We start from the raw sequence: 12,285 nt of genomic DNA on the forward strand, positions 1-12,285 counted from the left end.
ATTCGGGGACGTCGGGGGTCGCATTCCCCGGTCAGTCCCACTCGGTGTACCCGCACTTCCCGCAGTGCTTGCGGTCGCTGTGCTCGGCGAGGTAGGCGTCGCCGCAGCGGGGACACAGGTCGTGGTCGGTCGTGCCGTCGTCGTCGTAGAGCTCGTAGCGCGCCATGGGATCAGGCCTCCTCCGCTTCCGCGTCGCCGCCTTCCTCGGCGTCCGCGACGATCTTGTTTCGCTCGAGCATGTGGTCCTGCTCGACGTCCCGAGCGTCGTCGGCCGTTTCGTAGACCTTCGCGTGACCGACGGTCTTGCGCATCCCGAACTTCGTGTCGAGCTTGCGGATGACGACCTCGTCGGCGTCCTTGTTCAGCTTCGCCGCGAGGCTGTCGCGAACCTGCAGGCGAGAGGGGGTCGCCTCGTCGTGGGTCAACTCGAAGGTGACGTCCGTCCTGTGCAACATGGGGTTCTCCTCTTCGGAGATGATGTCGACGTCCATGATATCACTCAGTTACACTACTATCCCCGTGTAGCGCCTAAAAGGATTTCGAAGCACCCCCTCACCCGCGGAACCCCGTCGAAACCGGTCCGGGAGACCGACGCGGGATCGATCGGGAACGCGACGGCCTCGACGGACGACTCGAGGCGCGAGCGGACGGAAAACCATATGTGACCGGACGGTAATATCCGATCCGATGACGTACGACGCGGTCCTGTTCGACTTCGACGGCGTGATCGTCGAGACGCCGTCGCCCAGCGCGCTGTACGAGGCCCTCTCGCGCGCCTGCGACGCGTTCGGCGGGGCGGCGCCGACGGGGGAGACGGTGCGCGCCGTGATCGCCGGCGACTTCGACGGCATCGCCGCGCGCTGTCGGCGCCTCGGCGTCGATACCGACGACTTCTGCGCCGCGGCCGCCCGCGAGATGGTCCGGACGCAACTCGAGGAGGTCGAGCGCGGACTGCGCTCGGCGTACGACGACGTCTCGGCGATCCGCTCGCTCGAGGCGGCTCGCGGAATCGTCAGCGACAATCACCCGGCGGTCGTCACCTCGCTGCTCGGCCGGTTCGGCGTCGACTCGCTGTTCGAGACCGTCTACGGCTGTCCGCTCACCCCGGAGGGACTCGAGCGGCGCAAGCCGAGCCCCGCGAACATCGAGGCGGCGATGGCCGACCTCGACGCCGAGTCGGCGCTCTACGTCGGCGACCGCGCCGTCGACGTGCGGGCGGCCGACAACGCGGGTATCGACTCGGCCTTCCTCGAGCGGGAGGGGTGCGAGGAGGTGCGTGCGGCGACCTACCGGGTGACCTCCCTCCGCGAGCTGCCGGCGATCGTCGGCTGAGCGTATCGGTTCACCGCCGTCGGACCGCCACGAGTCCGTGGGGAACCGCCGACTCGAGCGCGTCGTCCGCAACTCCCTCGAGTTCGAGGCGCGCCCACGAGTCCCCGAAGTCGGTCGTGACGAAGAGCCCGCGGTTCGTGACGCCGTAGACGACGCCCGGTTCGCCGGTCGTCGCGAACGTGGCCCGGACGACGCCCTCGCCCGTCGGGAACCCGTTCCCGTCGAGTCGGTCCCACGACGCGTCGGGAGCGCCGACGCGCCGGTAGACGTACGACTCCGCGCGGGCGGGTCGGTGGGCGCTCGAGGCGCCGCGCGCGCTCGAGACGATGATCGCGTCCGGATCGCCCGGGTCGGGGACGACGGACCAGCAGTAAGTGTGCTCGAGGCCCGCCTGGGGCCGGCGCCAGGTCTCGCCGCCGTCGTCGCTCTCGGCGTAGCCGTCGCCGGCCGCGGCGTAGACGCGCCCCTCCCGGTCGGGGTGGGTGGCCAGGCTGTGGTTGTCCAGCCGCGAGCCCTCGGGGCGGTCGCGCCACGTCGCGCCGCCGTCCGCCGAGAGAACGAACGCGCCGGCCTCGATGCCGACGTAGAGGCGCTCGGGATCGAACGGGTCGACCTCGAGCCAGCGGACGTGGTGGGTGTCGGGCCGTGGCGGGAAGTACCACTCGTCGGCCGAGGGGAGGTCGGTGAGACCCTCGAGGTGCGCCCACGAGTCGCCCCCGTCGGTCGACCGGTAGACGCGGCTGGGTTCGGTCCCGGCGTAGACGACGTCCGGATCGTGCGGGCTGACGGTGAGCGACATCACGTCGTCGCTCACGAACGGGGTCTCGAGGCGCTCCCAGGAGCCCGGATCACCCCCGGATTCGCTCCGGACGAGCCCCTCCCCGAACGTGCCGGCGAAGAGCCGATCGGGTGCGTCGGGCGAGGCGGCGAGACGCCGGAACCGATCCGCCGCGGTTCCTCCCCCATCGGTTCCACTCGCTGCCCCCTCGAGCGCCGTCCTCGCCGTCCAGTCGGCCGGATCGTCGGGGGTGCCGGTGCAGACGAGTAAGCGGTCGTCCGCGGCGGTCGCGACGGTCGTCGGCGTCATATCGTGCGGTACGGGGGGCGCACGGAAACGGTCTCGGGAACCGATCGAGCGACGCGACAGTCGGAACGGCCGGACGCTTTATACCGGCCGTCTTCATAGTCTCCCGTACTTATGGGAGGGGCGTCGTTCGGAACCCGGATCTATCGATGGGTTCGCGAGCGCGCCGTGACGATCGTCGGGGTCGGATTTCTCGCCCTCGCTGCCGCGTACGCGGGAACGTACGGGTCGGTATCGGAGGGAACCTTCGCGCAGGTCGCCCTCGAGGCGGTCCTGCCGGTGCTGGTGGGCGCGTCGTTGATCGCGTACGGGCGGGTCGTCTGTCGCGGCGAGACCGGCGTCGAACGGGGGGCGATCGTAGCCGTCTGTTCGGTGGCGAACTCCGCGGTAATCGCGACGCTCAGCTTCTGGATCGTCTACCTGCACGTGCTCAGGACGGGAAGCCCGACCGGCATCACGCTGGCCGTGTTGAACGCGATGAGCGTCGGGGGGATCTTCGGCGCCGGCGTCGGGCACATTTACGTCGACCTCACGAGGCACCACCGCGAGAACGAGCGACTCTCGTACGCCGTCGACGCCTCGATGGACGGCATCGCGATCATCGACGCCGAAGACGGACCGATCCCCGCCGACGGTGGCGTCGGTGCGGCCGCCGAGGGCGAACGCGCCGACGACGCCGAGATCGACACTCGCCACGCCTACGTCAACGACGCCTACGCCTCCCTCTACGGCGCACCGGAGCGTTCGACCCTCGAGGGGTACGACTGGAAGCGGCTCTACACCAACGCCGCTCGGTCCCGGATCGAGCGCGAGGTGATTCCGGCGCTCGAGGAGTCGAACTACTGGCGCGGGACGCTGACGGGGAAGCGACTCGACGGGACGACGTTCCCCCAGGACGTGACGGTGACCGGCCTCGAGGACGGCTACGTCGTGGTCGTCCGCGACGTCTCCCGCCAGCGCGACCGCGAACAGCAGATCCAGGTGTTGAACCGCGTCCTCCGCCACAACCTCCGGAACACGTTCACGGTCATCAGCGGCCACGCGAACCTGATCGGCGACCGGGACGAGGAGCTCCGAGAGGCCCACGTCGACCCCATCCTCGAGGAGATCGACGACCTGCTCGCGACCGCCGACAAGGCCCGCGGCGTCGAACGGACGCTGGAACGCCGCGAGACCGCGGAGACGCTCGAGGCCTCGGAGGTCATCCGAACGGTCGTCGATCGGGCGAAGGCGGCGTACCCGGACGTACAGATCAACACGTGGGTCGAGGAGTCGGACGCGTTGATCGTCGACGGGAGCGTCGTGGACGCGCTGAACGAACTCGTCGACAACGCGGTCGAACACGGCGGGGCGGATCGGAACCCGGACGGCGGTGAGCCGACCCCCGATCACGGAATCGATCCCGAAACCGGTCTCGACGCCGATTTCGGAAACGCGCCGTACACCGACGGGAGCGGTACCGGCCTGACCGTCGACCTCACGGCCCGGACGGTCGCGTACGACGGCGGCCGTCGCCTCGAGTTCTCCGTGGCCGACGACGGCCGGGGAATCCCCGAGGCGGAACGCCGGGCGGTCCTCGAGGGCGAGGAGACGCCCCTCGACCACGGCTCCGGACTCGGGCTGTGGCTGGTCAACTGGATCGTCCAGAACGCCGACGGCGACCTCCGATTCGCCGACCGCCCGGGCGGCGGAACGATCGTCACGCTCTCGTTCCCCTGCGATCGCGAGCGACGGGCCGATCGCAGGGATTCGATCGTCACCTGAACTCGACTGGAAGTGGTTCGCTCCGCCGCGACAGCCGACGATGCGACCGACTCGAGCGAGCCGTCGCTCCTCGGGGCGGTACTCGACCGAGAACTCCGCTCACCCCGTCCCGGGGGCCGGCGCCGGATCCTCCCCGTCGGGGTCTCCGCTCGAGACGAGCGAGGAGACGAGTCGGCTCTCGGCCCGGCGGAGGTGCTGTCCGACGGCGCCGGCCGAACAGCCCAGTTGCGCGGCGATGTCCTCGTAGGTGACCCGCCTCGGCTCGTCGTAGTAGCCCCGCTCGACGGCGATACGCAACACCTCCCGCTGCCTGGGGGTGAGGTCGGTGAACGGCTGTCGCTGGGTGGGATCGTACGTGCCGAGCCCCTCGATTTCGACGCCGGCGAGTTCCCGCACGTCGGCGACCAGCGACCGCAACTCGTCCTCGCATCCGATCGCGGAGATGCGCAGGCGGCGGTTCTTCGAATTGACGTACTCGTGCGGGTAGTCGAACACCACGGCGTGACGACGGTGTACCTCGAGCAGCCGTCGGGTCGCGTCCGGCGGCCGGTAGTGGGTCTGCAGAACCAGCCGATCGCCGGCGGTCGTAAGCTGGTAGTCGAGGAGTTGCGGTCCGGCGCCCTCCAGACACCGTCGGAGGGCGGATCGCGATCCCTCGAGCGCGAGTTGGGCGACGACCGTTCCGTCGCCGAGCAGATCGATGTCGCGGATCGCCTCGATCCTGACCCCGTTCTCGTGTAACATGCGCTCACCCGGGCTGAAGTGCCCGACATCGGGGGTGAGAACGTATGTTACAAATCGCATGAGACTACATAGAACTCGGGCGTAAATAATTATTATGTTATTGGTATAGGACAGTTATAATTATATGGCTGATAATTTTCATTGGAGATGTCCGGAGAGTGACGGGTGCGAAGCGAGTTCGTCTGGCGGAAACCGACGAAACCCGGACGGGGTTGTGACGAGGGTTCAGTCGCCGGGCGAAGCGGTCATCGGCTCGACGCGTTCGCCGCGCGGTCCCTCGAGGTCGACGGCGGGCAGGAGGTCGCGCAGGTACCGTCCGGTGTGGGATTCCTCGAGTCGGGCCACGTCCTCGGGGGTACCGGTGGCGACGACCTCGCCGCCGTCCTCGCCGCCCTCGGGGCCGAGGTCGATGACGTAGTCGGCGTTCTTCACGAGGTCGAGTTCGTGTTCGATGACGGCGACGGTGTTCCCGTTGTCGGTCAGTCGGTGGAGGACCTCGATGAGTTTTCGCTCGTCCTCGCTGTGGAGGCCGGTCGTCGGCTCGTCGAGCAGGTAGAGCGTGTCTCCGGTGTCCTTCTTCCCCAGCTCCTCGGCAAGCTTGATCCGCTGGGCCTCGCCGCCGGAGAGCGTGGTGGAGGGCTGGCCGAGGGTCATGTAGTCCAGCCCGACGTCCTTGAGGAGTTTGAGCCGGCGGCGGATCTGGGAGTTCGACTCGAAGAACTCGTAGGCCTCCTCGACCTCCATCTCGAGGACGTCGGCGATCGTCTTGCCCTTGTAGGTGACGTCGAGGGTGGCGTCGTTGTACCGCTTGCCGTCGCACTCGTCGCAGGGGACGTAGACGTCGGAGAGGAAGTTCATCTCGATCTTGACGGTCCCCTGGCCGCCGCACTCCTCGCAGCGGCCGCCCTTGACGTTGAACGAGAACCGCCCCTTCTCGTACCCGCGCTGCTTCGCGAGCTTCGTCTGGGCGAACAGTTCGCGGACGTGGTCGAAGACGCCGGTGTACGTCGCGGGGTTGGATCGGGGTGTCCGGCCGATGGGCGACTGATCGATCAGCCGGACGGTCTCGATCCGGTCGATCCCCTCGATGGCGTCGTGATCGCCCGGGATAACGCTCGTGTTGTCGTTCATCTCCCGGGCCAGGCCCTTGTACAGCACCTCGTGCATGAGCGTGGACTTGCCGGAGCCCGAGACGCCCGTGATCGCCGTGAAACAGCCGAGCGGAACGTCCACGTCGACGTCCTTCAGGTTGTGCTGGCGGGCGCCGCGGATCGTCAGCGCGCCCTCGGGTTCGCGACGCTCCTCGGGGACCGGGATCCCCTTGCGGCCGGAGAGGTAGTCGCCCGTCAGCGAGTCATCGCAGTCGACGACCTCGTCGAACGATCCGTTGACGACGACCTCGCCGCCGCGCTTGCCCGGACCGGGTCCCATGTCGATGATGTTGTCCGCCCGGCGCATCGTCTCCTCGTCGTGCTCGACGACGATCAGGGTGTTCCCGAGGTCGCGCAGTTCACAGAGCGTGTCGAGCAGGCGGTCGTTGTCCCGCTGGTGGAGCCCGATCGAGGGCTCGTCCAGCACGTAGAGGACGCCGACCAGGCCCGATCCGATCTGGGTCGCCAGCCGGATGCGCTGGCTCTCGCCGCCCGACAGCGTCGACGCCTCCCGGTCGAGCGTGAGGTACTCGAGCCCCACCTCGACCATGAACCCGAGGCGGGCCCGAATCTCCTTCAGGATCTCCTCGGCGATGATCTTCTCGCGCTCGGTGAAGTTCGCCTCGAGCGACTCGAAGTGCGCGAGCGCGTCGCCGATGCTCATCGAGTTGATTTCGGTGATCGACGTGCCGTCGACGAGCACGGCCCGACTGGCGGGCTTCAGGCGGGTGCCGTCGCAGGCCGGACACTCCGTCACGGACATGTACTTCTCGATGTGCTCGCGGGTCGAGTCCGAGTCCGTCTCGAGGTAGCGCCGATCGAGGTTCGGGATCACGCCCTCGAAGCGCTTGCGCTTCCGTCGGGTGCCGTTACGCGTGTGTCGCTCGAACGTCACCCGCTCGCTCGTCCCGTAGAGGAACGCCCGCCGCACGTCCTCGTCGAGCTCCTCGAACGGCGTCGACAGGGAGACGCCGAAGTGGTCCGCCACGGCGTCCAGCCGGGTCTTGTAGTACGACCGGTTGTAGCTCCACGGCTCGAAGACGTGCTTGACCGGCTTCGAGGGGTCCTGGACGACGAGGTCCTCGTCGACCTCCTTCGTCTCGCCGAGTCCCTCACACTCCGGACAGGCCCCGTGCGGGCTGTTGAACGAGAAGCTCCGGGTCTCGATCTCGGGGACGTCGATCCCGCAGTGGGTGCAGGCGAGCTCTTTCGAGAACTCAACGACGAAACGGTCGTCCTCCTCCGTCTCGTCGCCGAGCGCGCCGGTTCGTCGGGCCTCTTCGCCCAGCTCCTCGGCGGCCTCGGCCGGCGGGTCGGGGAGGATGACCTTGAGCACGCCGTCGGCCTCCTCGAGCGCCGTCTCGACGCTGTCGACGATTCGCGGGCGGTCCTCGGGGCCGACCTTCACGCGGTCGACGATCACGTCGATGGTGTGGACGAAGTTCTCGTCCAGGTCGGGTTTCGAGAGCGTGAGGTCGTGTTCCTCGCCGTCGACCTCGACGCGGGCGTAGCCCTCCGAGACGAGTTCGTCGAAGAGGTCCTCGAAGGCGCCCTTCTGGTCGCGGACGACCGGGGCGGCGAGTTTCGCCTTCGTCCCCTCGGGGAGCTCGAGGATGCGCTCGACCATGTTCTGGGCGCTCTGCTCGCCGACTTCGCGGCCGCACTCGGGACAGTGGGGTGTCCCGACGCGGGCGTAGAGGAGGCGGAGGTAGTCGTGGAGTTCGGTGACGGTCCCCACCGTGGAGCGGGGGTTGTTCGCGCCGTTCTTCTGGTCGATGGAGATGGCGGGCGAGAGGCCCTCGACGGTCTCGACCTGCGGCTTGTCCATCTGGCCGAGGAAGTTCCGCGCGTAGGCGGAGAGGCTCTCGATGTACCTGCGCTGACCTTCCGCGTAGATGGTCTCGAAGGCGAGCGACGACTTGCCCGACCCCGAGAGGCCGGTGACGACGGTGAACGACTCGCGGGGGACGGTGACGTCGAGGTCCTTGAGGTTGTGTTCCTGTGCCCCTCGCACCTCGATGTGGTCCTGACTCATGTGTTGGCGGTGACGGGAGATCGATCGATCGCGCTGTTCCGTGGTCGATCCATTGTGAGAGAGACAGTGGCCGGAGGAACTTAACCCGTCTGAATGCGCCACAGAGTGGTTCGTGCTAGCATTCGTTTTCACGCGTCGGTCGAGGGTGGCCTTCGTTCGCAGGAGGACGCCCGACCGTGCTACCCACGCGCGCTGACGGAGTCGCAACGGGCGCCGACGGGCGTCGAGCCGTTACGCGACGGCCACGGAACGCCGCGAATCGCTCCCCGTCCGACGTCCACGCGAACCCGAGAGACACCAAAACACTTCCTTTCGGACCACCAACTGGAGACTATGACGGACACCTCCGGACCCGCGCTGACGGTCGAGGAGTTCGTGGAGTACTGCCGGACGCGGGCTGGACTCCTCTCCGGACACGTCGAGACGATGGGGGCCGAGGCGGACGACCTGCTGGACGAGATCGACGAGGAGATGGCCGAGGTCCGCAGCCGACTCGAGGACCACGCGAAGGGCCTCGAACGCACCGACGGCCCTCCGACGGCGACGGGGCCGAACCCCGACGAGGCGGCCCTCGAGGCGATCGAGGACCTCGAGCGCGACCTCGAGCGGAAGCAGGCGCTCGTCGACGCCACGCAGGCTCGAATGCGCGCGTTCCAGGACCTGGCGTCGCGATACACCGACCTCGCCGAGGAGCTGGCCGAGCGGGTCGACGACGGCCACGACGCGCTGACGCGCGTCCTCGAGTTCGAAGCGGACGCCGACGCACCGGCGTACTTCGAGGAGGAGACGGTGCTCGAGGCCGCCCTCGAGGCGCGGCGGTCCGACGGCGAGTGATCGAGCTGCGTCGGTGACGTCGCGTGATCGACGCGGCCGCTGTGACGCCGTTGATCGACGCTGCGTCGGAGGCGTCGCGTCGACCGGTCGGCGTCTTCCCGGCGGGGAGGAACCGGAGGTGCGCTTATGTCGATCGACGCGTCACGTTCACCCGATGGTGTTCGCCCTGCTAACGTCGATCGGCTCCACGTCCTCGATCACGTTCGACGCCACCGATCCGGCGACGACGGTCGCCCTCGGTCGCCTGCTGGCCTCCCTGACGATGCTCGTCGCCGCGGTCGTCCTCGGGTACTACGCGATCGTCTACGTTCGCGAGGTGATCGCCGTCGACGCCGGCACCGAGCACGCCTACCTGCTCGTCGGCATCGGCGCGGCGATCGTCTACGCCCTCTCGAGGATCGGCTGGTTGCTCCTCGAGATCGACCCGCTCGCCCGCTTCGCAGACGGCGCGGTGCTGTTTTTCATCCTCTTTCTCGCGCTGGGGATCCGCGGGATGTACCACGCGGAAGGCGGCCGCGGCGAGCCGTCGCGATTGCTCCCTACGTGGGTCGATTATCTCGTGATCGGCGTCTTCGTCGCGGCCTGGTGGGGCGCCTTCCTCACCGAGACGACCGCCACCGGACCGGTCGTCGCCGCCGGCTGGATCGTCACCTCCCTGTGGGCGATATGGTACGGCGTCCAGACCGTCCGCGTCCACGAGGGGACGACCCTCGCCGCGCTGACGCGCCACCTGCTCCCGGCGATCGTCTGCCTGACCGCGGTCGTCTTCGTCGACCTCCTCGCGGGCTTCGCCGGCTACGCCTCGCTCGCCGACGCCGCCTGGCTCGTCGGCACGCCGCTCGTCGCCGCGTTCCTGTTCAACACGGCCGTCGCCATCCGCCAACAGGGCGGCGAACTCGAGCGGCTGTACGACTGGACGACCTGGCGCGAGCAGTCGCTCGAGTCGGTCGATCGGTGACGAACCGTCGCTCCGTACGCCCGCCCGCCTACTCCTCGAACACCACGTCAGAAATTTCGAAGCGAGCACCGCCGTCGGTCCCGTCCGCGACGGTCACGGTCCAGCCGTGGGCGTCGGCGATCTCCCCGACGATCGACAGCCCGAAGCCCGTCCCCTCGTCGGACGTGGAGTAGCCGCTCTCGAAGACGCGCTCCCGGACCGCTTCCGGGATCCCGGGACCGGTGTCCTCGACGTAGAATCCCATCCCGTCGGGCAGTTCCCCGACGGTGACGGTCACGGATCCGGACTCGGCGACGCCCTCGGATCGGGATCCGGACTCGGCTGCGCCCGCCTCCGACCCCGTCGAGGCGTGCTCGACAGCGTCCTCGCGAGTACCCGAGCGAGGGCTCGTAGAGCTGTGCTCTACGGCGTTCCGCATCAGGTTCTCGAGCAGCCGCGCGAGGCGCGATTCGTCGGCCCGGACGACGGCGTCCGTCTCGAGGCGCAGGTCCGCGCCGTCGGTCGGGACGTGGGCCCAGCACCGCCTCGTCAGGGACGCGAGGTCGACCGGCTCGCCCTCCCCGACCGGCTCGCCCTCGCGGGCGACCGCCAGGATATCGTCGACGAGCGCTCGCATCCGTTCGTGGGCCCACGAGACGGACTCGAGGTGCTCGAGCGGGTCGCCGACCCGGCGGTCACCCTCGCCGTCGTCCCCGCGACCGCGTTCCCGATCGCTCGCCTCGAGGTCCGCGATCGCCAGCTCGAGGCGGCCCTGCGCGACGTTCAGCGGGTTGCGCAGGTCGTGGCTGACGACGCTCGCGAACGCCTCCAGCCGCTCGTTCTGGCGCTCGAGTTCGCGCTTGCGTCGCTTCCGTTCGGTGACGTCCCGGAGAACGCCGACGGAGCCCCGGAAGCGGCCGTCGTCGGACGGGAGGAGCGCGATGTGGGTCTCGTGGGGGACCCGCTCGCCGTCGTTCGTGATCACGGCCACCTCGTAGGAGAGTCGCTCGACGTCGTCGTCGGTCCACAGCTCCCGGACCACGGCCTCGCCGGTCTCGATGTCCTCGTCGGCGAGCACGAGCGAGACGTGTTCGCCCACCAGCTCCTCGGGTCGGTAGCCGGTGACCGATCGCTCGCCGCGGGTCGGCGGGACGACCGTCGTGAAGTACCCCTCCGCGTCCAGCGAGTACACCTCGTCGGGGATCGTCTTGAGGATCGTCTCGTAGCGTTCCAGCTCTCGTTCGCGCTCCGTGCGTTCGGTGATGTCGCGGACGACGCCGGCGACGCCGCGGTACCGGCCGTCCTCGAGCGGCAGCAGCGAGACGTTGTCCTCACAGCGGACGCGTCGGCCGTCGCTGGTCTCGACGGTGATCTCGTAGGTCACCTGCGACGCGTCGCTCGAGAGCAGCTTCCGAACGCTGTCGGCCCCGCGCTCGACCGAGGCGTCGTCGAGCAGGAAGGAGACGGGGTGGCCGACGATCTCCTCCTTGTCGTACCCGGTCAGGTCGGCGTACGCGTCGTTGACGAACGAGTAGCGCCCCTCCGAGTCGACGGTGTACACGGGGTCGCCGAGGGCCTCGACGATCGTCTCGAACCGTTCGACCGCCCGCTCGCGCGCTCGTTCGTCGGTGACGTCTCGAAAGGTACAGACGAGTTCGCCGTCGTTGGCCGTCGAGAGGGAGTGTTCGGCGAGAAACCGGCTTCCGTCGGCCTTGACGGCGACCGTCTCCCCGTGCCACTCGCCGTCGGCCATCACGGCGGGCACCACCTCCTCGCGGACGACGTCGACCCGGTCGTCCGGGTAGAGCACCTCCCAGTGCTCGCCGACGAGCTCCTCGGGTTCGTAGCCGAACAGCCCCGCGTACGCCCGGTTCACGTAGGTGAATCGCCCGTCGGCGTCGAGGAGGCTGATCCCCTCCTGGGCGGTCTCGATGGCCCGGAGGTGGCGCCGGCGCTGGGCGCGCGCCCGCGCCCGCTCGACGGCGTTCACGATGCTGTTGGCGAGCGCCGTCCACTGTTCGGTCCCGCCCCCCTTCGTGACGTACTCGGTGACGCCCGCCGAGATCGCCCGGCTGGCGATCGCCTCCGACCCCCCGTCCGTGAACAGGATGAACGGCAGGTCCGAATCGATCTCCCGGACGGCCTCGAGGAACGCGAGACCGTCCGTCTCACCGACGTCGCACTCCGAGACGACGCAGTCGACGTCCGCCGTCGACAGCCGCTCGAGTCCGTCGGTCGCGTTCGCGGCGGTGATCGTCTCGATCCGCTCGTCGGCCCGCTCGAGTTCGGCGGCGAAGGACGGATCGTCGTCGACGTAGAGAACTGCGAGTTCGGCGGAGACGGCGGTCCCGGACCGGGACCCGTCCGTAGTTCCCATGCCCGTTTCTGGGTGAAGCGGAGGGAT

The 12,285-nt window shown here is 68.8% G+C and carries 10 protein-coding genes; 4 read left to right on the forward strand and 6 right to left on the reverse strand.

Going from position 1 to position 12,285, the window contains the following annotated elements; translation table 11 throughout:
- Nucleotides 1-31: 31 nt before the first annotated feature.
- Nucleotides 32-166, reverse strand: coding sequence for a 30S ribosomal protein S27ae (locus RJT68_RS02975; protein WP_407038897.1), 135 nt, complete (start codon nt 164-166; stop codon nt 32-34).
- A 4-nt stretch (nt 167-170) separates the two neighbouring features.
- Complete coding sequence (locus tag RJT68_RS02980; RefSeq protein WP_407038898.1) at nt 171-491, reverse strand: 30S ribosomal protein S24e; 321 nt, start codon at nt 489-491, stop codon at nt 171-173.
- Nucleotides 492-687: 196 nt separating this feature from the next.
- Here RJT68_RS02980 and RJT68_RS02985 point away from each other — a divergent pair, with 196 nt between their 5' ends.
- Entirely contained in the window at nt 688-1,332 is a 645-nt protein-coding gene (locus tag RJT68_RS02985) for an HAD family hydrolase (protein ID WP_407038899.1), read from the forward strand.
- 10 nt (nt 1,333-1,342) lie between these two features.
- On the opposite strand, the gene RJT68_RS02990 is transcribed toward RJT68_RS02985, so the two are convergent.
- Nucleotides 1,343-2,419: a beta propeller repeat protein gene (locus tag RJT68_RS02990; RefSeq protein ID WP_407038900.1), complete on the reverse strand. Its 1,077-nt coding sequence runs from the start codon at nt 2,417-2,419 to the stop codon at nt 1,343-1,345.
- A gap of 111 nt (nt 2,420-2,530) precedes the next feature.
- Here RJT68_RS02990 and RJT68_RS02995 point away from each other — a divergent pair, with 111 nt between their 5' ends.
- A complete protein-coding gene (locus RJT68_RS02995; RefSeq protein WP_407038901.1) occupies nt 2,531-4,180 on the forward strand; it encodes a sensor histidine kinase in 1,650 nt (549 codons plus the stop codon).
- 99 nt (nt 4,181-4,279) lie between these two features.
- Here RJT68_RS02995 and RJT68_RS03000 read toward each other — a convergent pair whose 3' ends face one another.
- Entirely contained in the window at nt 4,280-4,924 is a 645-nt protein-coding gene (locus RJT68_RS03000) for a helix-turn-helix domain-containing protein (RefSeq protein WP_407038902.1), read from the reverse strand.
- A gap of 225 nt (nt 4,925-5,149) precedes the next feature.
- The gene (uvrA, locus tag RJT68_RS03005; RefSeq protein ID WP_407038903.1) at nt 5,150-8,110 is read right to left on the reverse strand and encodes an excinuclease ABC subunit UvrA; all 2,961 of its coding nucleotides are present in this window, start codon (nt 8,108-8,110) and stop codon (nt 5,150-5,152) included.
- A gap of 333 nt (nt 8,111-8,443) precedes the next feature.
- Between uvrA and RJT68_RS03010 the strand changes: the two genes are divergently transcribed.
- A complete protein-coding gene (locus tag RJT68_RS03010; RefSeq protein WP_407038904.1) occupies nt 8,444-8,944 on the forward strand; it encodes a hypothetical protein in 501 nt (166 codons plus the stop codon).
- Between the two features lie 154 nt (nt 8,945-9,098).
- On the forward strand, nt 9,099-9,902 hold the full coding sequence (locus tag RJT68_RS03015; RefSeq protein ID WP_407038905.1) for a hypothetical protein: 804 nt from the start codon (nt 9,099-9,101) through the stop codon (nt 9,900-9,902).
- Nucleotides 9,903-9,930: 28 nt separating this feature from the next.
- On the opposite strand, the gene RJT68_RS03020 is transcribed toward RJT68_RS03015, so the two are convergent.
- Nucleotides 9,931-12,258 carry a PAS domain S-box protein gene (locus RJT68_RS03020; RefSeq protein WP_407038906.1) on the reverse strand — a complete coding sequence of 776 codons (2,328 nt, stop codon included), beginning with the start codon at nt 12,256-12,258 and terminating at the stop codon, nt 9,931-9,933.
- Nucleotides 12,259-12,285: the final 27 nt, after the last annotated feature.

This window comes from Halovalidus salilacus (assembly GCF_031852275.1).
GTDB classification, from domain to species: Archaea; Halobacteriota; Halobacteria; order Halobacteriales; family Natrialbaceae; genus Halovalidus; species Halovalidus salilacus.